This is a genomic window from Micromonospora musae (assembly GCF_003626545.1).
Taxonomy (GTDB): Bacteria; Actinomycetota; Actinomycetes; order Mycobacteriales; family Micromonosporaceae; genus Micromonospora; species Micromonospora musae.
In genome coordinates, this window is the sequence record NZ_RAZS01000003.1 from 16281 (window position 1) to 38514 (window position 22234).

At 67.6% G+C, this 22234-nt stretch carries 23 protein-coding genes and 1 pseudogene; 11 read left to right on the top strand and 13 right to left on the bottom strand.

The genetic code is table 11. From position 1 onward, the window contains the following. Positions 1 to 89: 89 nt before the first annotated feature. On the bottom strand, positions 90 to 431 hold the full coding sequence (locus tag D7147_RS08255; RefSeq protein WP_120675401.1) for a hypothetical protein: 342 nt from the start codon (positions 429 to 431) through the stop codon (positions 90 to 92). A 312-nt stretch (positions 432 to 743) separates the two neighbouring features. Here D7147_RS08255 and D7147_RS08260 point away from each other — a divergent pair, with 312 nt between their 5' ends. Continuing rightward, positions 744 to 1016, top strand: a complete 273-nt coding sequence (locus D7147_RS08260) for a hypothetical protein (RefSeq protein ID WP_147437369.1) — start codon at positions 744 to 746, stop codon at positions 1014 to 1016. Between the two features lie 97 nt (positions 1017 to 1113). On the opposite strand, the gene D7147_RS08265 is transcribed toward D7147_RS08260, so the two are convergent. Further along, positions 1114 to 1818 carry an SDR family oxidoreductase gene (locus D7147_RS08265; RefSeq protein ID WP_120675405.1) on the bottom strand — a complete coding sequence of 235 codons (705 nt, stop codon included), beginning with the start codon at positions 1816 to 1818 and terminating at the stop codon, positions 1114 to 1116. A 155-nt stretch (positions 1819 to 1973) separates the two neighbouring features. Here D7147_RS08265 and D7147_RS08270 point away from each other — a divergent pair, with 155 nt between their 5' ends. The 3 genes from D7147_RS08270 (at position 1974) to D7147_RS08280 (ending at position 4062) form a co-directional block, all read left to right on the top strand. Further along, complete coding sequence (locus D7147_RS08270) at positions 1974 to 2510, top strand: CGNR zinc finger domain-containing protein (RefSeq protein ID WP_233563026.1); 537 nt, start codon at positions 1974 to 1976, stop codon at positions 2508 to 2510. A gap of 460 nt (positions 2511 to 2970) precedes the next feature. Continuing rightward, positions 2971 to 3198 carry a hypothetical protein gene (locus tag D7147_RS08275; protein WP_120675409.1) on the top strand — a complete coding sequence of 76 codons (228 nt, stop codon included), beginning with the start codon at positions 2971 to 2973 and terminating at the stop codon, positions 3196 to 3198. Between the two features lie 219 nt (positions 3199 to 3417). Next, a complete protein-coding gene (locus D7147_RS08280; protein WP_120675411.1) occupies positions 3418 to 4062 on the top strand; it encodes a dihydrofolate reductase family protein in 645 nt (214 codons plus the stop codon). Positions 4063 to 4355: 293 nt separating this feature from the next. Here the strand turns inward: D7147_RS08280 and D7147_RS08285 are convergent, their stop codons facing one another. The 7 genes from D7147_RS08285 to D7147_RS08320 all read right to left on the bottom strand — a co-directional run bounded on the left by D7147_RS08285 (position 4356) and on the right by D7147_RS08320 (position 10856). Next, positions 4356 to 4910, bottom strand: a complete 555-nt coding sequence (locus D7147_RS08285) for a hypothetical protein (protein WP_147437370.1) — start codon at positions 4908 to 4910, stop codon at positions 4356 to 4358. A 292-nt stretch (positions 4911 to 5202) separates the two neighbouring features. Beyond that, the gene (locus D7147_RS08295) at positions 5203 to 6624 is read right to left on the bottom strand and encodes an MFS transporter (protein ID WP_233563088.1); all 1422 of its coding nucleotides are present in this window, start codon (positions 6622 to 6624) and stop codon (positions 5203 to 5205) included. A gap of 618 nt (positions 6625 to 7242) precedes the next feature. Further along, positions 7243 to 8154 (bottom strand): alcohol dehydrogenase catalytic domain-containing protein, encoded by a 912-nt coding sequence (locus tag D7147_RS08300; protein ID WP_120675419.1) that lies wholly within the window; start codon positions 8152 to 8154, stop codon positions 7243 to 7245. Positions 8155 to 8198: 44 nt separating this feature from the next. Then, positions 8199 to 8579 carry an MmcQ/YjbR family DNA-binding protein gene (locus D7147_RS08305; RefSeq protein WP_120675421.1) on the bottom strand — a complete coding sequence of 127 codons (381 nt, stop codon included), beginning with the start codon at positions 8577 to 8579 and terminating at the stop codon, positions 8199 to 8201. A 46-nt stretch (positions 8580 to 8625) separates the two neighbouring features. Beyond that, positions 8626 to 9273: a nitroreductase family protein gene (locus D7147_RS08310; protein WP_120675423.1), complete on the bottom strand. Its 648-nt coding sequence runs from the start codon at positions 9271 to 9273 to the stop codon at positions 8626 to 8628. 59 nt (positions 9274 to 9332) lie between these two features. Continuing rightward, positions 9333 to 10124 (bottom strand): isocitrate lyase/PEP mutase family protein, encoded by a 792-nt coding sequence (locus D7147_RS08315; RefSeq protein WP_233563027.1) that lies wholly within the window; start codon positions 10122 to 10124, stop codon positions 9333 to 9335. Between the two features lie 108 nt (positions 10125 to 10232). Next, positions 10233 to 10856, bottom strand: a complete 624-nt coding sequence (locus tag D7147_RS08320) for a carboxymuconolactone decarboxylase family protein (protein ID WP_199734126.1) — start codon at positions 10854 to 10856, stop codon at positions 10233 to 10235. A 46-nt stretch (positions 10857 to 10902) separates the two neighbouring features. On the opposite strand from D7147_RS08320, the gene D7147_RS08325 reads away from it, so the two are divergent. After that, positions 10903 to 11550, top strand: coding sequence for a TetR/AcrR family transcriptional regulator (locus tag D7147_RS08325; protein ID WP_120675429.1), 648 nt, complete (start codon positions 10903 to 10905; stop codon positions 11548 to 11550). A 308-nt stretch (positions 11551 to 11858) separates the two neighbouring features. On the opposite strand, the gene D7147_RS08335 is transcribed toward D7147_RS08325, so the two are convergent. Next, positions 11859 to 12308, bottom strand: coding sequence for a hypothetical protein (locus D7147_RS08335; RefSeq protein WP_120675431.1), 450 nt, complete (start codon positions 12306 to 12308; stop codon positions 11859 to 11861). 128 nt (positions 12309 to 12436) lie between these two features. Between D7147_RS08335 and D7147_RS33650 the strand changes: the two are divergent. Together D7147_RS33650 and D7147_RS08340 are read left to right on the top strand one after the other, a co-directional pair. Continuing rightward, positions 12437 to 12632, top strand: a pseudogene (locus tag D7147_RS33650) (GTP-binding protein); the annotation flags it as partial. 838 nt (positions 12633 to 13470) lie between these two features. Then, positions 13471 to 14337, top strand: a complete 867-nt coding sequence (locus D7147_RS08340) for an alpha/beta fold hydrolase (protein WP_199716617.1) — start codon at positions 13471 to 13473, stop codon at positions 14335 to 14337. Between the two features lie 109 nt (positions 14338 to 14446). Here D7147_RS08340 and D7147_RS08345 read toward each other — a convergent pair whose 3' ends face one another. The 3 genes from D7147_RS08345 to D7147_RS08355 form a co-directional block, all read right to left on the bottom strand. After that, positions 14447 to 14944 carry a RidA family protein gene (locus tag D7147_RS08345; protein WP_120675433.1) on the bottom strand — a complete coding sequence of 166 codons (498 nt, stop codon included), beginning with the start codon at positions 14942 to 14944 and terminating at the stop codon, positions 14447 to 14449. Positions 14945 to 15033: 89 nt separating this feature from the next. After that, complete coding sequence (locus D7147_RS08350; protein WP_158609309.1) at positions 15034 to 15885, bottom strand: alpha/beta fold hydrolase; 852 nt, start codon at positions 15883 to 15885, stop codon at positions 15034 to 15036. A gap of 14 nt (positions 15886 to 15899) precedes the next feature. Further along, entirely contained in the window at positions 15900 to 16733 is an 834-nt protein-coding gene (locus tag D7147_RS08355; RefSeq protein ID WP_120675437.1) for an alpha/beta fold hydrolase, read from the bottom strand. 208 nt (positions 16734 to 16941) lie between these two features. Between D7147_RS08355 and D7147_RS08360 the strand changes: the two genes are divergently transcribed. From D7147_RS08360 to D7147_RS08375, 4 genes are all read left to right on the top strand, one after another. After that, positions 16942 to 19815: an AfsR/SARP family transcriptional regulator gene (locus D7147_RS08360; protein WP_158609310.1), complete on the top strand. Its 2874-nt coding sequence runs from the start codon at positions 16942 to 16944 to the stop codon at positions 19813 to 19815. Between the two features lie 91 nt (positions 19816 to 19906). Next, positions 19907 to 20413, top strand: coding sequence for a response regulator transcription factor (locus D7147_RS08365; RefSeq protein ID WP_233563028.1), 507 nt, complete (start codon positions 19907 to 19909; stop codon positions 20411 to 20413). Positions 20414 to 20449: 36 nt separating this feature from the next. Further along, positions 20450 to 20968, top strand: a complete 519-nt coding sequence (locus tag D7147_RS08370) for a PadR family transcriptional regulator (protein ID WP_120675441.1) — start codon at positions 20450 to 20452, stop codon at positions 20966 to 20968. Next, positions 20965 to 21747, top strand: a complete 783-nt coding sequence (locus D7147_RS08375; RefSeq protein WP_120675443.1) for an alpha/beta fold hydrolase — start codon at positions 20965 to 20967, stop codon at positions 21745 to 21747. Before D7147_RS08370 ends, D7147_RS08375 begins: the two co-directional genes overlap by 4 nt. The last annotated feature ends 487 nt before the right edge of the window (positions 21748 to 22234 follow it).

Consider the following 22234-nt stretch of genomic DNA (forward strand, 5'->3'; position numbering starts at 1 on the left):
GCGCCAGGACGAAATGGGTGGCCTCGCCAGCCCGTCCCGTCCTAGCCTTCTGACTAGATCTTCTTCTCCGACGCAATCACGAGAGGACCTCACTCCGCGTGACGCCGCCTGCTTCTTAGACCTGACACCTTGCCCCGGGCATTGGTCGCCGACGTCGCCGTCGGCTCCTTTCCGATGCCTTCCGTCAGATCCTTGGAGAGAAGATGTCTACGCGTCCTCATATCGTGCTGCCCTGGACCGTCGGTCAGACGCGGCTTCCCCTGCTCGCCTTCGGCAACGTCTCCGGCTATCTCCGACTTGCCCGCGTCGGCGACGAGAAGTTCCGCGTCGTGGCCAACGGCAACCTCCTCGACGTCTGGCCCCTGGCTGCCGACGTTCCCGCCGAACGCACCAGCAGATTGACCAATCATCATCGCGTCGCGGTCCGGCACCTCAAGCCGATCCTTTTGAGGGGCTACTCCGGCAGTTCTTCCCGCCGTTGGCCTGAGCCGGGGCGAGCGGCAAGGTGGCCTCGCCCCGTACTGCATCACGTGGCAGTCTCCGCGAGGTCGCTCATGGCGCGCGATCGAAGGTCAGGGCCGGCCCGATACCGACGAAGGTGAACGCCCGGCGCAAACGTCGCGACGTGCGATGAGCGGAGGTTCCCGGAGGACCTCGGGGTGTGCTGATCTACAGCGATGATCAGCACCGGTGGTCCCGTGTCGATGACCGCACGCCTGGGGTAGGTGGTGGTCCCGTCCCGCGTGGTCGTGTTGGCCTGTGGTGGGTTTCTCGATCAGTGGGCTGACCTTGGTGAGCCGTTGTCGATCCGCGCGGTGCAGGCGGCCGGCACGGGCGGCGCCCACTTGCGGGACTGGCTTGCCGAGGCGGTCGCCGTGCCGGCCGGACCGGGTGCGTTGGCGGTGGCTGCGCGCACCCGGCCCGGTACCTACATGGCGATCGACACCATCGCCACGCTAAACATCAAAACTGATCGCTATCGCCAGTACGCACTGTGGACTCGTCAATCGGGCTAAGAACATCCCAAGCCCGAGCCCGACGATCCCACTACTAGCGCAGACAGGCCGAGTGACGTTGGAGTACTACTGGCGCGGAGGTGAAACGAACGTCCAGTCAGCGGTTGACGATGAGTCCTTCGACCGGGCCGGACAGCAGTGGCTTGAAGTAGTGTGCCTTGTCATCGGCCAGCACCTCGGTTTCCCCTTTTGCCAGCGCGGTGATGATCTCGGCGGCCACCATGGCGGGGTCGTTCTTGGGGCCGGGAAGATCGCGTACCAGGTCGGTGTCGGTCAAGCCGAATTGAGCGCCGAGGACCTGGGTGCCCTGGCCGGCGAGTTCCGCGCGCAGGTTGTTGGTCATTGAGATGAGGGCGGCCTTGGCCGCGCCGTACGTGCCCGAGCCGGGGAACCCCGCTATCCAGGCCGTCACTGAGTGCAGGTTGACCAGCGCACCGCCGCCGTTGGCGGCGAGTACGGGCGCGAACGCCTTGGCCACCCGCAGTGGCCCGAATGCCACTGCGTCGAAGACCCGATCGACCTCAGCCTGATCGTCAGCGAGTAGGGGCGTGAACGTCATGATTCCGGCGTTGTTCACCACGATGCTGACGTCGGCTGCTTCCCGAGCGAGGGCGGTGGCACCCTGCGGATCGGTCAGCTCAAACGCAAGCGGCACGATTCGCGCGTCGTCGGCCGGCCGGGAAGCGCGGGAGGTGGCGTACACCTTGGCGGCGCCCGCCTCGAGCAGTTGCCGGGTGATCTCCCGGCCCAGGCCTCGCTGGCCGCCGGTGACCAGGGCGACCGCCCCGCTGATGGTCGTCATGAGTTGACTCCTCGCAATCGACGACTGAAGTGAACCGCTCTTTGCTTCTGTCAGCATGCCTCGTCGACTCGACGGAAGTCAAGTAGACTTTGCCTATGTCGTGGACTGCTAGTGAGAGGTTCGAAGCCCGGCCCGCGCCGGGTGGCTTGGCCCTGGTGCAGGAACTGGTCAACACCCACGCCACGGGCGGCGGCGGTGTCGATCTGCTGGCTGATCCGGTGACGGCCGAGCAGTGGGCGCAGGCGGCTGCCGATCAATGGGCGGCGGTCCACGGGCTGCAGCCGCCGACGCTCTCGCTGACCCCAGCCGGCCTGCGATCACTGCGTGAACTGCGCGACGAGCTTCACACGATGCTGGATGTTCCACCTGACCAGCGGCTGTCCGGGCCGCTCCAGGTCGACAGCGTGGTTCCTCGTGCGGATGCACAGTTGGGCTCCGACGCTCAGGGGCGCGTGATGATGATCCCCCGAGGCACGGGCGCCGATTGGCTCGTGTCGGCGGTCTGGTCTGAGATCCTCATCGCCCAGCTCGACAGCACCTGGAAACGCGTCAAGCTCTGCCGGGAGCAGGGCTGCCGATCAGCCTTCTACGACGCCTCCCGCAACAGCAGCGCGGTCTGGCACAACGTGCGCACGTGCGGCAACATCGCCAATCTGCGCGCATCCCGGGCACGACGCCGATCGGCCGACTGATCGCGGCGGCCTCGATACTTTATTCGGACTTCACTGGGCGGCCTGGCCTGGTCTTTTCAGTAGGTGACCGGCGATGAGGTCTACGGCGCCGGCGGTCAACGACGGCCGTACTCCAAGCCGCCGAGCGGGGGATCGAGCCCCGCTACTTCCGGCCGTTCGGCAGGAAGGACGGGACGACCGGGTGGAAGGCCCATCAGCGGTTCGTGCGGGCGGGGGAGACCGCGTTCAAGATCTGGGCTCCGGTACGGCGACGGCCGAGCGAGGAGCAGGCCAGCCAGTGGGAGGCGGCCGGGCATGGTCCGGCGTGACCCCGACGGGCGTCCGTCGGTGCAGGTCGTCGGGTTCCGGCTGGCGAACACGTTCGAGTTGTCGCAGACCGACGGCAGCCGTTCGACCCGCCGACCGTGCCGCGCCGCGCCCGCCGCGCGGGTGGGCCGCAGTTGCTGGTGGGGGAGGAGCCATGCTCGCCGGACGGCGCGACCGATACCGCGCCAGTGAGCACCCGGCCCTGGCCGGGATCCCGGTCAGCGACGGTCAGCTGCGGCGGCAGGCCGCACCGGCGGAGCCCTGGTACACGGTGTGGGTCCGTGACTACGACGTGATCCGCCACCCGGCGCAGCTCGGCACCCTCGCGGCATCCTGGCGGGGGATTCCATCACGACGGATCCGACCGCTAGCCCCCGCCTGAGCGGTCACGGCGGGAACCCTCTCGCCCTGGGGCCTTGCCCGGTCTGTGCCACCTACTGGCCGTGCCCGTCGATCGCACTCGGACACGGCCAGGTCGACCGCGACCAGTGCCTGGACACGCCAGCACAGATAGAAGCGCGCCACCGAGCGTTAAGGAGCGCCAGGAGGACGCCAGCCACCTACTCTCCGACCGAGACAACCAACTCACCGGGAGTAAGGCATGGGCCTCATCCACATCGAGCTGTTCGCAACCCTCGACCTCGTCGGGCAGGCGCCCGGCGGCCCCGACGAGGATCCGGTGGGGTTTCCGTTCGGCGGCTGGCAGGCGCCCCTGCTCGACGAGGTCACCGGGGCGCAGATCGGTGCCGCGTACGAGGGCACTGACGCCCTCCTGCTCGGCCGGCGCACGTACGACATCTTCGCCGCCTACTGGCCACACCAGGAGGGCGGCGACGACAGTGACATCGCCACCCTGTTCAACAGGGTCCCGAAGTACGTGGCCTCCCGCGGCAGACCCGACCTGTCGTGGGCCGGGTCCACTCACCTCGGCCCGGATCTGCCGACCGCGGTGCGCGAGCTCCGTGACCGGCACGAGCACGTCAAGGTCGTCGGGAGCCTGAACCTCGTGCAGGCCCTCCTGCGCGAGAAGCTCTTCGACCGCCTCGACCTCTGGGTGCACCCGATCGTGCTCGGCGTCGGGAAGCAGGTGTTCGACGGCGGCGCAGTGCCCACGAACCTCACACTCCTCGAACCGCCGCTGGCCAGTCCGAAGGGCACCGTGCTCCTGCGCTACGGGCTCGCCGGCGGCACGCCCGGGACGGGAGACATGAGCGCACCCGACCGCGGTGCCGGGAGCGACGACTGAAGTCGCCCCCGGCCCAGGTGGGTGCGTGTCGTGGGCGGGTGAACCCGCCAGGGTGGCATTTCCTTACGGCGTCGGCGGTTCGACGTGCTGTCGCCGTGACGACGTGCTTCGCCGGAGGATCACGCCGTCACGCACGAATCTCGCAGGTCCGCTCACCCCCGTGCGACAGACGCAGACGGGGAGTGGTCTGCCATCCGATCTGGAAGGGCGCGGGCAGCGGAACCGGCGCCGCACGATAGTTACGGCCGTTCCGGCGCTCTGCGTGGCGAACGTCGGCGCCCGCCCGGCTCTGCTCAGCTGTGGACGGTGTATCCGCCGATGAGGACCGGATACCGGGGCCGCTGAGGGACTCCCGGAGGCAGCTCCGTCTCCGGGTCGATGCAGTGGGTGGGTGGCCGCTCCGTCCCGTTCTGCGTCTGCGCGTCGACGATCTGATCCGGCCCCCTTCCACCGTCGATGATCTTCACGTAGTAGCCGTGGTTCTTCACATTGCCTTGGCCCTCAGGGACGATCGCGGTGAACACCGCGACGTTCCCGGTGACCTTCAGACACGTCACGTCGGCCCGTCCCTGCCCGACCGGCGTGCCGTCCGGCAGTTCGTGCCGGTACAGGAACTGGCCGTACGCCGATCCGTCGACGGCCGCCACCGCCTGGACACCGAACCAGATCCGGTGTCCCACCATGCCGGGCTCGTCGTATACGAAATGCCCCAACCCGGTGACGATCGACCAGCCGGCCGTGGTGCTCATCGCCTTGGACTGCTGGGCCTGCGCGACAGAGGGCGACGCCGCCACCCCCACGGCCGCAACCGCCGCCAACGCCACCGCGCGCAAACTAGACCTGAACATGTCGCTCCTTCTGACCATCCCGTCGGCTGACGTGATCCAGCGTCACCGCACGGCGATGCGAACGAATCCCTCCACCGAGCCACCCGCCTCCCTCGCCCAAGGGAAGAGGCGCCGCATGCCCGCGTAGGGATGAGCCAGCACCAGGCGCCGCTCATACGGCCCCACCAAAGACGGACGCCGGCACGCCGCACCACCTCGACCCTCGACCTCGACGCGGTCGCCGCCGCGCTCACCGCCGACGTCGACGTGCCCGGCTGGGCCCGCGTCATCGGCGCCGCACGCGACTGGCCCGTCAGGTGTCGGATGAACGGGTGGAGCGGCGGTGCAGGGCGGCGAGCAGTGGTGGCGATCTCCACGCTGTATCGCCACCGAACCAGGTCTGCATCGATGGGGACGGCGGGCGTATGCCGCCGAGGGGGTAGAGCGCGATCGCGAGCAGTGTTCCGGCGGAGGCGAGACCGAGGCAGATCCAGAGGGATAGGCGGACGCCGTCCGTGATGCTGTCGCCGACGCTCGCGGCGATGTAGAGGAGGATCGGCGCGATCATGAATGCGGCTACCGCACGTAGCAGCTCGACGATCGCGAAGACGCGTTGGAGTGCGTTGTTCCGCAGGGAGAAACCGGCGATGAACAGTGCGGGGGTGACGGAGGCGCCGACGCCGACTCCGATCAATCCTGTCGCGATCAGGGTTTGGGTGGTGGTGGGTGGGAGGCTGGTGGCGATGAGTGCGATGCCCGAGATGAGGGAGAGCATCCCCGCCAGGGCGAAGTAATGTAGCGCCCGGGTGGTGAACAGCTTCGCGAACACGATTGCCGCGATCACCGCGCCGCCGAATTCGGGCAGGTAGAGCAGTCCTAGTTCCAGGGGTGTGTACCGGTCCCGGAGCACAACGCCGGTCAACGCGATGGCGGGCACGGATGTCGCGGCCGCGGACATGGCTACGACGATCCCGACCACCGGCAGCGTGCTCGTGAGGGGGCGCAGGATCAGTAGTGGGCGCCTGGCATGGTACTGCTGGATCAGGAGGATGACGATGAGCACCAGGCCCGTGGCCAGGGGTGCGATCGCGCCGACGTCGAGAGCCCGTTGGGGCTCGAACCGTGAAACTCCGTAGAACGCGGCGACACATCCGGCGGTGGCCAGTGCGACTGCGACAGGGGAACGTGTGGCCGTGGGGTCCGCCGGCCCCACGTGCTGATAGGTCAGCAGTGATAGCAGAAACGCTACGGCGGCGATTCCCGCGATCACCCAGAACAGTGGCCGCCAGCTGTCTGCCTCGAGCTGGACGCCCGCGATCAGTGGGCCCAATGCGACCCCGCCGAAGATCGACAGGTTCAGGATCACCGCGGTCAGGGTGAGCTTCGACGGTGGGAACCCGGTGATCAGCGGCGGTACGGCGGCGATCAACAGGAGACTGGTGCACAGGCCCTGGAGTACGTGGCCGACGAGGAACAGGATCGGTTCGGTCGCCGCCGCCGCGAACACCGAGCCGATCACGAGAAGTGTGGTGTAGAGGAGCATCATCCGGCGCTGGGGCAGATGCTGGGCGAGCTGCACCGACAGTACGGTGCCCAGCGCGTAGCCGGCGTTGGCCAGGCCCACCGCCAGACTCGTCTGCCCGGTGCTCATGCCGAGATCCCGGGCGATGACCGGCGTGAGCGGGTCAAGTGCCACGGAGACCACCAGGTACGGGACCAGCGCGGCGACGACCATCGTCGCCACCGCAGGGTAATTGTGGGCCAGGGGGCCTTTTCTGGTCATTCCCGCAGCCTCCCGATCCCGGTGGGCTCGCCGACGGACCCGAGCCGGTTGTGCTCAGCCGCAGATCGCGGGTGCCGAGCACGGCGACTCGCCAACGGTCCACGGGCAGGGCGAGGGATCGCGCAGCTGGTGGAGGTCGGTGCAGGCTCAGTTCAGTGATCCGTGCTGCAGGCGCCGCTCGTCCCCACCGAAGCTACCCGGCGAAAGGGTTGTACCGGCGGTATTACGACGAAATCGAGCGCGACAGCGGGAGTTAGCTTGCGCAGGCGTGTCGCCGTGATCAAGACCCTTTCGGCGCTGCCGAGCCTCTGCCACTCCTGGCATCACGTGACCAAACCGAGAAATCGTTACCTTGATCTTGTGGAGGCCCTGAAGGGGCGACCGCACCTGGACTGCATGCATGATTCCGTCGAGACGTTCCAGGTCGGCCAGCACGTGTAGCCCGGTGATGCAGTCGCCGTCGATGGTCAGGGGCAGGGAGAAGGGCGCTGTGTCACGAAGGCGTTGGCCCCACATGGCGCACGAACATCGTTGTTTCGGACGATCTGCAACGTCCTTCTACCGCGGGCGTCAGAACTCGAGGACGTACTTGACCCCACCAGAGCGGCCGCCCGCGACCTGGTCCGCGATCGCGGCGCCGTCCTTGATTGGTGTCGTTCGGACGTCAAGTCTCAGTTCGCCGGCGGCGGCGAGTGCCGCGAGTTCGCCGAGCGCACGTCCGTCGGGCCGCACGTAGAGGTTCGAGGTGGTGATTCCGCGAATCGGGTCGGGTGCGTCCGAGGTGATGGAGGTGAGGCGGCCTCCGTCGACGAGCAGTCCGATAGCGTCCTCGGCGGTGCCTGTGGCGGCGATGAGGACGGCGTCGAATCGGCGATCGCTCTTCTGCGCCCAACCGTCAGCGTGGGTGTCGATGACCTCGCTGGCGCCGAGGGCGCGGAGCTGATCGGCGCGGGCCGGCCCGGCACCGGCGACGACCTCGGCGCCCCGGAGGTGGGCGAGTTGCACGGCCAGTGACGCGGTGGGGCCGGAGGCTCCGACGACGAGCAGGCGGGTGGTGGCGTCGACGTGGAGCTCGTCGAGGGCCTGCTGGGCGGTGAGCCCGGCGACCGGGAGCGCCGCCGCAATCTCCGGAGCCAGGTTCTCGGGCAGTCGTGCGACGTGCGCGGAACGGACCAGGACGCGCTCTGCCCAGGTGCCACTGCCGCCTGGCAGGGGCGCCTCGTGGACCAGCACGAGGTCGCCCGTGCGGAATTCGGTCTCGTTCGGGCCGGTCGCGATGACGCGGCCGACGGCTTCGACGCCCAGAGCTGCGGGCGGAACGAGGCCGACGTCCGACCCGCCCGTGTGAAGCAGGGCGTCCCACGGCCCGATCCCTGCCGCGACCACCTCCAGGACGAGCTCGCCCGCGTCAGGCTGACGGGGGTCCGGAAGGTCGATGATCTCCAGAGCGCCGTTGGCGGCTCGAACACCGAGTCCGATCATGATTTGTCCTTCTGTGTTGATTGTGTTCGTGCGTGTTTCGGGTCTCAGGCGGCCGGGTTCGTTTCCGGGTCCACGGGGCGCTTGGATTTCGGGAGTTTGTCGACCACGAGCCGGTAGGAGTCGGTGACGAGTTCCTTCACCAGGTTCTCGTCGAGGCTGGGCCCACCTGCTGCCGTGATCCAGTGCTTCTTGTCCATGTGGTAGCCGGTCGTGATCTCTGCGTACTGCTCGCGCAGCCCAACGGCCTCGTCCGGATCGGCCTTCAGGATCACAACGGGCTGTCCCGGCATGTCGGTCATGAGCATGAAGACCTTGCCGCCGACCTTGTACAGCTCCCAGTTCGGGCCGTCCCGGTGCTCGAACGTCACGTCCGGCAGCTTCGTCGCGTACTCGTTCGCGACCTTCTGGAGTTCCTGTCCGTCCATAGCTAATTGACTCCTCTAGCGATCGGATCGCCTGGGCCAGGCCCGCTCAGGCGAAGGTGAACAGACGCTCGGGCTCGAACCGCGACACCGGAGTCTTGTACTGCTTCGCCTCGTCGGGGTAGCCCAGCGCGAGCAGCACGGTGGTGGTGTATCCGGTCGCGCGGATGTCGAAGGCCTTGTCCACGGTGACGGGGTCGAAGCCTTCCAGCGGCATGGCCTCGACGCCGAGCTCGGCGGCTGCCATCATCGTCAGACCCATCACCATGTAGGTCTGCTTCTCCATCCAGTGGTACTCGTCCTTGTAGCCATATTTGCGCAGGTTCAAGAAGTCGCGGGTCATGAATTCCCACAACTCGTGCTTGGCCTCGTCCGCGAACCGGCCGTCGGCCCGTTCCTTGGCGAACACCGCTTCGAGGTGGTGCTCGGGGATATCGGCCCGAGTGGTGAGGATGATGGTGTGCGAGGCGTTGAGGATCTTCACGGCGTTGTCCTGGAACCGCTCGCCGAGGTTCGCGGCCAGCCGCTCCTTGCCCTCCTGGGTGGACACGACGTAGAAGTGATTCGGCTGGATGTTCGTCGACGTGGGAGCCGAGCGCAGGAACTTCAGCAGCTGCTGAAGAGTCTCATCCGGGATCGTCTTGCTGCCGTCGAAATACCGGCTGAGGTGCTTGCTCATGAGCTTGTCGAGATCCATGTCATCGTGCTTTCTGTGCGTGAGGATTGAGGCGTTTTAGATGGTGAAGCCGGAGACGGCTAGGGTTTGCGGGCGAGGAGTTCGCCCACCCGGTCGAAGCTGATGCCTGTCGTGGCCGAGGCGATGTCGCCGGCCTTGAGCGCCGTCGCCGCCTGTTGGAGCGCACCCATCGCATGCGTGTAGAGCGCAGGGCCCAGGCTGATGCGCTTGACCCCGGCCTTTTGCAACTCGGAGACGGTCAGCACTTGGTCCGCCGGTGAGATGAGAACGTTCACGGGTGTCGGCGCGACGGCGGTGACGATCGCGACCAGGGACTCGAGGTCGGGTGGGAACGGCGCGTAGAGCACGTCGGCGCCGACCTCGGCGAAGGCCGTCAGTCGTCGGATGGTGTCATCGAGGTCAGGTCGCCCCTGGATGAAGTTGTCGGTGCGAGCGGTGACGACGATGCGTCGCTTCGCGGCGGCGACCGCACTGCGAACCCGGCCTACCGCGTCGTCGAAGTCGCGGATCGGGTCATCGGGATTCCCGGTGGTGTCCTCGATCCCGATGCCGGCCAGCCCGTGCGCGACGGCACTGTCCACAGTCACGGCGACCTCCCCGGCGGTGACGCCGTAGCCGTCCTCGAAGTCACCGTTGACGGGCAGCCTCGTGAGCCGGCCGAGCAGCCGTGCGTGGTCGAGATGCTCGTCGCGGGTGATGCTGTGGCGTCCGTCGATGCGGCCGAGCGCGGCCGCCAGGGCCGCCGACGACGTGCCGATGGCCTCGAAGCCGGCATCCGCCAGGATCAATGCCGAGACGCCATCCCAGGCGTTCGGCATGACGAGGCCACCTTCTCGGGTGTGCAGTGCCATGAACTTCTCATAGAGTTCAGACCCGGACATGTCGTTCCTTCCTGGTGCGGTTGATCAGGGCGAGGGTTCGACCGGTCAGGTCGCTGTTCTCGCGAGTTTGGTGAGCGCTCATGCCAGGTCGGCGTCCGGGATGTCGACGTCGGTCAGGTTGACGTTGTTGAGGTAGTTGGTCAGCAGCGCCCGGACGACCAGCGCGACGATCGCCAAGATCTCCGGATCGGTGTACCCGGCCCCCCGGACGGCCGCGAGGTCGGCATCACTGACCCGTCCACGTGTCTCGATCACCTGCTGGGCGAAGCGAGCCACCGCAGCCCGCTTCGGATCGACCGAACTTCCCGCCCGCGCCAGCTCGATGTCCGCCGCGGACATGCCACCCTTCAGGGACCCGGCCGTGTGCAGCGCCAGGCAGTAGTCGCAGCCGTCGGCTTCGGACACGGCCAGCGCGATCGTGTGGCGCGTCCGCGCGTCCAGGAGCCTGCTCGCCTTCGCCTGCACCGTCATGACGAGATCGAGGACGGTCGGGTTCGACGCGAGCATGGTGAACATGTTCGGTACGAAGCCGAACTGCGCGCCGACCTGGTCGAGCGTGCTCCGCACGTCGGCGGAGGGCTCATCGGCAGGAAGAACGTTCAGGCGCGGCATGAGAGATCCACTCCAGTTCATGGGGGTGATGGTCGGTAACCGACCTGGGTCAGGTTTTGGGCTGCGCGGCCCACTTCGCAGATACAACACCACGCAAGACTGGGCTGTCAAGCCCACTCTTGGTACGATGTGAATCATGAAGTCCACGACGGCGGCGCCAGAGCCTCGCCAGCTCACCGCGAAGGGGCAGGCGACGCGCGCCCGGATACTGGAGCACGCCGCCGCGCTCATCTACGCCGAGGGCGTCCACGCCACGAACAACGACAAGCTCCGGCGCGCCGCCGGCGTCAGCGGGTCGCAGATCAACCACTACTTCCCGACCAAGGAGAGCCTCGTCCTGGCGGTGATCGAATGGCAGGCTGAACGCGTCCTCGGGCTCCATCGCGGCGAACAGTTCGACGGCTTCGAGAGCCTCGAGGGGTTTCGGAAGTGGGCAGCGTTCTATATCGGGTATGAACGCGCCTACCACGAAGGCTGCAGCCTCGGGTCGCTCGCCAGTGAGATCATCAAGACCGACCTCGACGTTCACGATGAGCTTGCGGCTGCGTTCGCCCAGTGGCGAGAGATCTTCCGCGACGCGCTCCTCCGCCTGCAGCGGCAGGGCCGTCTGAGCAACGAGGCCGACGCCGAGAAGCTCGCGGGCCTGCTCCTCGCCGCGTTCCAGGGCGGCATGCTCCTCGCACAGGTCGCCCGGGGCATCTCCCCGCTCAGGGACGCCCTGGAAACCGCTCTCGACTACATCGAGACCTTCGCGACACCACGCCCTCGTAGCGCAAATCGATAGCGCACCAGATCGCGGATGGGGGTCGCAGGTTCGAGTCGTGCCCGGGGCGCGCATCGGGATGTGGCGCAGTTGGCAACTCCCACGGCGGTGAGCGTGGTGACTACGTCGAGGACTTCGGGTTCAAGGCGTTCTCGATGGCAGTGCGGCCGGGAGCCGGCGCGGCGGCCGACGTCGCGTTCGTCATCGGTGCGCTGACATCGGCCACCAGACACCGAGGATCCCGCCGCCGGGTCAGCGCCGCCGCGATGTCGTTGCCCCGGGACCCACCCGTCACCGCTGGGCTCGTATGGAGGAATACCGGCGGCCTATCAGTGCTCGTCGTAATGGCCTTCATGGGCGGCGTGTCGGTGCCCGTCGTGCACGTAGTCGAGATGATCGCCGTGCAGTACCGGCGAGTGGCCGCAGCCGCCTCCGTGCACGTGGTCGTGCTCTTCCGCCTTGGTATGCGTTTCGGAGAGGCACTCATCGTAGTGGTCGTCGTGGACGTGGTGCACATGCCCGTCGTGCAAATAGTCCACATGGTCGTCGTGCGGCACGCTGACGTGCCCGCAGTGTTCACCGTGTTCGTGGTCGTGCCGTTCCGACCGAGCATGGCCGTCGAGGTCGCACTCGTCGTAATGCCCGTCATGGGCGTAGTGCCGGTGTCCGTCGTGCAGGAAATCGACGTGGCCGACGTGCTCGGCCGCCATATGCCCGCAGTCCGGCCCGTGAATGTGCGGGTGTGGGCTGTGGGTCCCATGCCTGGTGGGCGCGGCCATTGCATTACCCCCGTCTTATGCGCTGTTGCTCTTTGGCTTCCGCTGGCCCTTGGCGGGGGCGCGTCCTCCCAGCCAGCCGTAGCAGCAGAACTACGCTAACACTAATCAAACAGCGTCTTTCGGGTTTTTTGCCCGCGCGGTGCCAGCCGCGAGGCACCGGGCCACCGAGTGCCGGCAGGACCAGCCTCATCAATCGATCCGGGTCAATTGAGGCGACCTGCGGGCCACCGTCATTGTCAACGATCGGGTGAGGTCAACATCGATGCCGCACTGGTCCGCGACGGCGCTGCGCTGTCGCACGTTGGGGAGCGGCTTGTTGAGCTCGCAACGCGGGTCGCCCTGCTGTCCGCCGGGGCTCTTCCCGGCCCGTCCTTGGAGTGTTGGGCCTCTCCGGCCACGGTGAGGACTCGCCCGATGGGTGGGACGTCGGGTCGGAGGCGGGCGCTCGGCCGGATCCCGCTGCTCGTCGAAGGAGCCGACGAGGCGTCATCCTCGGCAAGGCAACGGGGAGCCGGTTCTCGTGCTGCCTTTGTCGCCACGGGCGAGGGCGGTGGCGAGTTGGGCGCTGACCTCGACCCGCCAGGCGGGACGGTGGCGGAGTCGTCCCCGGCTTCTGCGAGGGCGCGGCACTGGACGATTTGGCGTCGCCCGCGGCAATGATCTTGTTGACGGCGATCTCCGGCGCGATGGTGCTGGGGTCGGTAGCGGGTTGGGCGGCGTGGAGTCGGCGGATCGTATCGGTGAGCCGATGCGGGGCGAACGCCTTGAGGAACCAGTTGCCGAGTGCGGTGACGATGTCTCGCTCCGCGACGTAGCCCTAAGGGTAGGTCGGCCTTCGTGATCATGGAGCTGCCCACGGTGGCCTTCTCGCCGTGGACCGAAGTCGCGCCTACCGATCGGTTGGGGGGAGCCCATTTGGTGGTGTGTCCTCCAGTAAAGTGAAGCTTGAGAGATTTTCCCCTTCTGTCGGAGATCTTCGCTGATCGTCAGTACGGTGAGGTTCGGGCGATCAAGCACGTCATCGCGGCACCGAAGCCCGGCCGCCATCGGTCCATGCGCGGCTCGGCGGTGCTTCCGAGCGGTTGCGGCTTCGCTGGGTCGCGTTGGCAGCCATGCGCATCTGCCTGCGTTCGGAAGCCACTGACCAACGAGGGAGAGAGACATGCTCGGTATCTCGCTACGTCGGCCGAAGACCATCGCCGCGGCGATCGCCACCGCAACGCTGGTGACGTTGCTCGGCTCAGCTGCCCCAGGCGTGTACGCGGACGGCGGTGTGCAGCCAACCCCCGACCGGGAGCATGACACCAGGCCAACCATCGTTCTCGTGCATGGCGCCTGGGCCGACGGCTCGAGCTGGAGCGGGGAGGTGCGCAGACTCCAGGCACGCGGTTTCGAGGTTCAGGTTGCGCCGCAACCCAACCGGGGCCCGTCGATCGACAGCGGCTACCTGGAGGACTTTCTGTCCACCATCGAAGGTCCCATCGTGCTCGCGGCCCACTCGTACGGCGGTTTTGTGGCAAGCGACGCCGCGACCGGCAACCGCAACGTGAAGGCGCTCGTGTTCGTCGACGCCTTCGCCCCGGACAAGGGGGAGACCCTGGAAGAACTCACCGCCGGCTCCGGCTCGGTGCTTGAGCCGGCCCTGACCGACCCCACGAGCGTTTTCAAGCTCGTGCCGTTCCCCGGCGCGCCAGAAGGCGCGGTCGACTCGTACGTCCTGCCGAAGATCTTCATCAACGGCTTCGCCAACGGTCTGCCGCGGCGGCAGGCGGAGGTGCTCGCCGTATCCCAGGTCGCACTTGCCACGAACGCCCTGGCGGAGCCGGCCACGGAGCCGGCGTGGAAGACGATTCCCTCTTGGGCTGTGATCGGCACCGAGGACCGGGTCATCCCGCCGGCCAGCCAGGAGGAGATGATGAAACGGGCGGGGGCCGACATCACCCGGATCGACGCCGGTCACCTGGGCCTGATCTCGCATCCCGGTGAGGTCACCGAGGTCATCCTGGAAGCGGCGCGGGCGACCGCCTGACACCGGGTTGGTACGCCATTCACTGTGGCGTCGGGTGCGGCCATGCAGCTCCTGCGTGGCCGCACCCCCGTTTCGTCCCCGGTGTACGCCGACCGTGCTTCGCGGCTGATCAAGCCGTCGCGCTGCCAGGACGGATGATGACCTCCGCCTCGACCTCCACCGGGATGTCGAACGGCAAGGCTGCCAGGCCAACTGCTGAGCGTGCGTGACGACCTGCTTCCTCGCCCCATAAACGCAGAATGACGTCGGAGAATCCATTGATCACCGCAGGCGTCCGATTGAAACCGGGCGCGGTGGCTACCATTCCGAACACTCGTGTCCAGGCCACCACCCGCTCGAGATCACCCAAAGCTGTCTTGAGCGACGACACCACCGCCAATGCTGTCTTGGCCGCCGCCGCATACGCTTGCTCCTCGGTCACCTCGGCGCCGACCCGGCCCAGCGGCCGAGCCAGACTGCCGTCGCTTTCCAGCGGACCGTGCCCGGAGATGAACGCGCGGTCGCCGTGGACACGCACCCACGGGAAGGGGAGTTCGACACCTTCCGGCAGTGTCATTGCAGGCGGAAGTGACAGTCCGAGTTCGGCGAGCCGATTCTCGACATTCATCTGGGGCGTCCTTGTTCCGCGAAGAGAAGTGGGGCTTGCGATGAGGCCGGCCGTGGCATCGCGGAGCGATGCCACGGCCGGTTGTCGTGTCAGTCGGTGGCCTTGGCCGCCGCCTCGATCTGATTGGTGACCGCGCCCGCGTCGGTGACCATGGACAGGTGGGGAGCGTTGATCTCGATGGTGTGTGCCTTGGCCCGCTTGGACATGGCGACCTGCTCCGCGGCGGGGATGACGGCGTCCTGCTTGCCGATCACCGACCACGAGGGAATGGTGCGCCAGGCCGGCTCGCCGGCCTCCTCGAACAGGGCGTTCGACGCCAGTGGACGCTGCCGGGCGGCCAGCACCGCCACGTCCTTGGCGGAGATGGTCTTGTCGGCGAACGCCTTGCCGAAGATCGACGGCTTCACGTAGAAGTTGGCAACTCCCTCGTCGGCACCGGGGATCGCGACCTGGTCGAAGACGGTGGACGCTTCGGCCGCGAAGACGGAGCCCGGCACGGCCGAGGTCAGCGCGTAAACGGTGTCGTGCTGGTCCGGGATGTACGCATCGACGTACACCAGGGCCTTGACCTGCTTGTCGCCCAGAGCGGCGTTCGTGATGACCATGCCGCCGTACGAGTGCCCGACGAGGACGATCGGTCCGGTGATGGTGTCCAGGTAGGCGCGGAGATTCGCGGCGTCGTTCGCCACGCCCGACAGCAGGTTCGGCGGGGTGACCACCCGGTAGCCGTCGTGCTGGAGCTTGGCCGTCACCTTGTCCCAGCTCGACCCGTCCGCCCAGGCACCGTGCACGAGCACGACAGTCGGTTTGACCGACGCGGGGCGCGAATGCTGGGCGTAATTCGTCGAGGCCTGCGCGGTGCCGATACCGGCACCAACCAGCGTGAGGGCGCCGATGGCCACGCCTACGGAGATGAGGCGTCGCCGCAAGGACAATTTCACGGTGTTTCCTTTCACTACTTCTGGAAAAAGTCGAGCAGGGCGGCGTTGACCTGATCGCTGTGGGTCCAGGCGATGGCGTGCGGCCCGCCCTCGATGACGAGCAACCGCGAATCCGCGGTGAAGGCGGACACCCGCTGGCCGGTCACCCCGATGGGTAGGACTCGGTCCTGGTCGCCCTGGATCACGAGTACCGGCACGTCAATCTTGGACAGGTCGTCACGGAAGTCGGTGAGCCAGGTCGGGATACAGGCCACCGCGGCGACGGGAGAACCGGCCACGGCCACATTCAGGCTGGCCTGGAACGCCTCGTCGCTGACCAGCGAGCCGCCGTAGACGTCGAGGTTGTAGAAGTTCTCCAGGAACTGCTTGAGCCACGCGTCCCGGTCCGCCCGCGCGGCGTGGATGAACCCATCGAACAACGCCTGCGGTGCGCCTTCGGGGTTGTCGTCCGTGCACAGGAGGAACGGCGGGATCGGCGACATCAGTACGGCCTTCGCGACCCGCTCGGTGCCATAGCGACCCAGGTACCGGGCAACGTCGCCGGTTCCCATCGAGTGACCCACGAGGATGGCGTCGCGTACGTCCAGTTTCGTGAGCAGCAGGTTCACGTCGTCGGCGAACGTGTCGTAGTCGTATCCGCTGGCGGGCTGGCTGGAATTGCCCCAACCCCGCCGGTCATAGGTGATGACCCGGTAACCGGCTGCGAGCAGTACGGAGACCTGCTTCTCCCAGGCCTGCCCGCTCAGCGGGTAGCCGTGACTGAGTACCACCGGCGTACCGGTGCCGTGATCCTCGTAATAGATCTCGATCGGGTTGGCTCCCTCTGAGCCAACGGTGACATGGGGCATGCGCACTCCTCGGGCTTGCGTTCCGCGCTGGGAACCCTGCCGAAGGTACGGATATCGCGCGTTTCGCGAATCACCCGAATCACGTAGTCCCCGTATTTGTCGGCCGACTCGACGACAACGAGAGATGGGGGATGTGGGGGACCAGGCGCAAGCCGCAGGCTGGGCCGAATAGCGAAGCCGCTGCCCTTTGATCACTAGGATGTCAATCGTGACGACGCCCGACCGCAGACTCCCGGACGGGCCGCCGTCCCGCTGCGAGTTCAAGGTCTTCGGCGGTCTTGGCTGCCGGCGGGACGGCTCGGATGTCGATCTTGGCCCGGTTCGCCAGCGGATCATCCTGGCCAAGCTCCTCGCCGCCGGGGGTGACGCGGTCAGCCTCGACAACATCATCGACAGCCTCTGGGACGAACAACCGCCGGCCAGCGCCGCCAACCAGATCCATCGGCACGTCGGGCACATCCGGCGGATCTTCGAACCGGATCTGGACGTCCGTGAAACCGGTCGGTACCTCCTACCGGCCGGTACGGGCTACCGGCTGGCCCTCGCGACCGAGGCCTCCGATCTGGCCATGTATCGCGAGCTGGTCCGGCGGGCCCGCGAGGCGCTCGCCGGCGGGGACGTCCTGGCCGGCGTACGGGAGTACCTGACCGCTCTGGAGCTTGGCCGCAGCCCCGCGTTCACCGACCTTCCGGCCAGCGCGTTGAGTTCGCCGGAGTTCGTCGCCATCGAACGGGAGCGCGTCTCGGTGGCGCTCGCGGCCAGCGAAGCCGCGATCGCCCACGGCATGGCCGACACCGTGTTGACCCCACTCCTGAGCGTGGCCGCCGCGGCGCCGCTGGACGAGGCGCTGCAGGCGTCCCTCATGCGCGCGTACGTCGCCACCGGTCACCGGGCGGAAGGGGTGCGGGTCTTCGAGCAGACCCGTCAACGTCTCGCCGAGGAACTGGGGGTGGACCCGGGCTCCGAACTGCGGGAGGCGTATCGGGAACTACTCGCCAGCGGCTGGACCCTGCAGGAGGAACTGCGCCCGCCGGAGGCTCCCCGGCCCGCACAGCTGCCGCCGCAGGTCGCGGGCTTCGTCCGCCGAAACGACGTGGCCGCCGTGCTCGACGACCAACTGTCCGACGCATTCAGCGACACGACCATCGTGATCACCGTGCTCGGCGGCATGGGTGGCATCGGCAAGACCGCCCTCGCCGTGCACTGGGCCCACCAGATCGCCAGCGACTTTCCCGACGGCCAGTTGTTCCTGAACCTCAGGGGTCTGGATCCGGACGGACGTGCCATGTCATCGGAGGAGGCACTCGCCACGTTGCTCGCGTCCCTGGGCGAGCCGGCGGTCTCGTCCCCGCAGGAGAACGTCGACGCGCAGGCGGCCCGTTACCGCAGTCGCCTTTTCGGTCGTCGACTCCTGATCCTCCTGGACAACGCGCGCGACTCCGATCAGGTCCGCCCACTGCTGCCGGCCTCCCGCGGCTGTCTGGTCATCGTGACGAGCCGTAACCGGATGACGAGCCTGGTCACCCGAGAGGGGGCACGTTACCTGCAAGTCAATCGGCTGACCGGCGCCGAGTCCCGACAGCTACTGATCAACCGCCTCGGCGTTCGTCGCGCCACCGCGAACCCGGACGCGTTGGACAAGGTCATCGCGCTCTGCGCCGGGCTGCCGCTCGCACTGGCGATCGTCGCGGCCCGCGTGGCCCTCAATCCGGCCCTGCCATTGAGCGCGGTCGTCAGCGACGTATCGGCGCCGTCCGCCAGACTCGACGCGTTGTCCAGCGCGGACTCGTCCGACGATGTCCGGTCGGTGTTCTCGTGGTCGTACCAGGCCCTCGATCCCGCAACCGCGCAGGTGTTTCGTGCCCTCGCCGTCCATCCGGGCCCAGAGGTCTCGCTGGAGTCGGCGGCCAGCGTCACCGGAGTGGGTCGCGCACAGGCGCGCGAACAGCTCATGGAATTGGTGACCGCGAACCTGCTCGACCTGTCCCAGTCCGGGCGCTACGTGCTGCACGACCTGCTGCGGGCCTACGCGGGTGAGCTCCTCCACGAGGATCACGAACGACCGGAGTATGAGCGGCGTCTCGTCATGCATTACCTGCACTCGGCCCGCGCCGCCTACGCGAGGCACCATCGACAGCCAGCCGGCGCCGTCGACGAACCACCGTCGGACGTGACGCCTGAATCGTTCGACAGCGTGTCACAGGCTGCCGGCTGGTATGCGCGGGAACGGGCCGCGCTGTGGGCGACGATCGATCTGGCCCTCGCACATGGCCTGGGGCGCGACGCGGCGGCCATGGTCCTCGCCGCCTCAGCACCAGGCAGCAACTCCATACCCGCGGGCCGGACGCCCACCGTACTCGCGATCCTCGACCTGGTCAGCGTGCTCGGCGAGCCGCTGATGGAAGCCGAACTCCTTCGCACCGTCGGTGAGGTCTTCGCCCCGCTGCCACAGGCCGACGAATATTTCCGTCGAGCCTTGTCCATCTTCGAAGGCGCCGGAGAACTCGCCGGACAAGCCGAGGTCCTGCGAAACCTCGCCGTGTTGTCGTTGTCGCGTGGCGACCACGACGACGCGAACGCGTACGGCGAACGCTCGGTAAGTCTCGCCCGGCAGACGGGGCGCCAGGAACTGCTCGCCGTTTCGCTGTTGACACTCACGAGAGCGCTCCTGGGGTCCGACCGGTTCGAGACTGGCACACGGGTTGCGGACGAGGGGCTGGCCATCGCGGTGGCGAAGCACCTCGATCACCTGAAGATCTACTATGCGCAGCTCATCGCGGAGTCCTCCTGGAAACTCGGCCGGCTCGATCGAGCGGTGGAGATGTCGGAGTGGGGCTTGACGGAAGGCGTCTCTGAGTCGAACGGCCCCCGGTGCGCCGTCGCGGCGATCCTCGCGCGGGCCGCATTCGATCTCGGTGACCAGGTGCGCGCGGAACGGGGCTGCCAGCAGTTCGAGAACCTGATCGCCGACGACGGCTTCCGCGAACTCGTCGAGTTCTCCGGCATCGAGGCGGCCGAGTCGTACCGGACCATGGTCGCGTACGTCCGGGCCCGGCTGAGCCTGATGAGGGGTGCGTCGTAAGCGGGTAGGGGAGCACTCGGTCTGCACTCGTCGTGCACCGCGGCGCGATCGGATGGTCGTCGAGACCCCGAACCCTCGCCCGAGGAGCACCATGCACCGCGCCGCAGCCGAGCCTGCCCGAATCCTTCCCCGTGCGGTACTGACCCCACGACAGGAACAGATCGCCCTTCTGGTGGCGGCAGGCTCCACCAACGTCGAGGTCGCCACGCACCTGGTCATCAGCGCCCATACCGTCAAACATCACCTACGCGGAGTGTTCCACCGGCTGGGCGTCGCATCCCGCCGCGAGCTATGCAGCAGGCTGGCCCACCACGACACGACCAACCACTTCGCCCAGAGCTGCTGCCTGACCAGCCAGGAGCGCGACATCGCGCGCCGGGTATCGAATGGCGCGTCCAACCGCGAGGTGGCGGCACAGCTGTTCATCAGCCCCAGCACAGTGGACTATCACCTGCGCAAGATCTTTCGCAAGCTCGACATCACCTCACGCCGAGAACTGGCGAGACGAGACCCACTTGCCGCAGTTGGATCGGATCACGCACCGTTGGCCGCAGAGCGTCGGGGCTCCAGATCACGCAGGTCGGACCCAAGCCGCTAGTTGACAAATCTCCTAGGTGACTCGTCTACTAGTTAGATGGTTCTGTCACGCATCATCTTGGGGCTGCTCGCCCTCGCGCCCATGACCGGCTATGACCTGAAGCGGCACTTCGACTCGACCGTCGGGCACTTCTGGGCGGCGGACAAGGCCCAGATCTACCGCACCCTCGCCCAGCTCGTCGTCGAGGGGTGCGCGGAGGTCGAGACGGTGGCCGGATCAGGGGCGCCGGACCGTCAGGAGCACCGCATCACCGCCGCCGGACGGGCGGCTCTCGCCGCCTGGCTCGCGAGCGCGCCGGAGCGCCACGTCGAACGCGACCCGTTCCTCGCGCGGGTGTTCTTCGGCGCCGACCTCGACGACGACGGCCTCCGGTCGCTCTTCGCGCAACGTCGCGTCGCGACGCAGGCGCAGCTGGCGCGCTTCGAGCGGATGCGAGCCGAGGCCGAGGCGTCCGATCGCGGCGCGCGGCTGCGGCTTGCCACGCTCGACAACGGCATCGTGCACCTACGCACCGAACTCGCCTGGCTCGACGCGGTCGAGGAGGAGGTCGCATGAGTGCCTTCCCCGAGGTGCACCGTCCCGAGACGGGTGCGGTGGGACGCCCGCTGGTGATGCTGCACGGAGGCAACGTCGCAAACTGGATGTGGCAGCCGCAAGTGGCCGCGCTCACCGACCGGGTGGTGCTCACGCCGGACCTGCCGGGCTTCGGGAACCGAGTCGGCGAGGGCTGGCTGGGCCTGGACGCGATGGCCGACGACCTCGTCGCACGAGTAACCGACCAGGGTGTCGACGGTCCCTTCGATCTCGTCGGGCTCTCCCTGGGCGCCGTGATGGCGCTTCGCGTGTTGGCGCGGCACCCTGACCGGGTGCACTCGGCATTCCTCACCGGAGCGCCGCTCCAGCCGGTCGGCGCCGGAGTGCGCCTGATCTGCCGGCTGCAACTGGCGTTCTGGCGGGCGCCGTGGTTCTGGCGCGCCCAAGCCGCAGCGTTCGGGATTCCGGCGGACTCACGCGCCCTGTACGTCGCGCATGGCCTCTCGGTGCACCGCGAGACCGCGTCCGCGATGAACGCCGAGGTGTTCGCCGGCGGCGTGCCCGCGACCCTGTGCCGCTACTCCGGCCCGCTGCTCGCGATCGCCGGTGAGAAGGAATCCGCAGCGGTGCGCCACTCCCTGCGGGAGATCGCCCAGGCCGCACCGCAAGCACAGTTGCGGCTCGCGCCGGGAATGCATCACATCTGGAACGTGGAAGACGCCTGCCTGTTCAACGGGGTCCTGCGCCAGTGGCTGAACGGGAGCACAGACCCGCGTCTTGTCCCGGTTCTCCCAGACTGAGCAACGCAACCGCCTTCGCCGTCGCGCAGGTGGACCCCTCAAGGACGGCCCGACCTGCCCGCGACCTTCGGCCGACATCGGCCGGGCCGGCCACACTGGCGGACTGCAAGAGCTGTTTGCCCTCCGGGCGGGGAGCTACGACAGGGATAGGAGAAGCCCGTCCGGACGGTGAGGTAGTCGGGGGTCGCGCGGGTGGCCATCCCCACCGTGAGTCCCTGGGCAGAGCCGAGCAGACCAGCGGCCAGGGTGTGTGGGGTTCACGGCGGCGATGCTTTGAGGCTTGTCGTAGGTCGCAGCGCTTGACAGATCGTTACTGGCTGCGAGCACTGCTGCACCTGACCGAGACGATATGGCCGGTCTTAGGGTCGATGACGAGCTCGGCACTCTGCCTTCCGGCTGTCGGAGCCGCCGCATCATCCGGCTGCACACCGCAGACCGTCCGCGAGTCGAGGTGCAGGGGTCCCGCCGGTTCGCCCGTGAGAAAGCC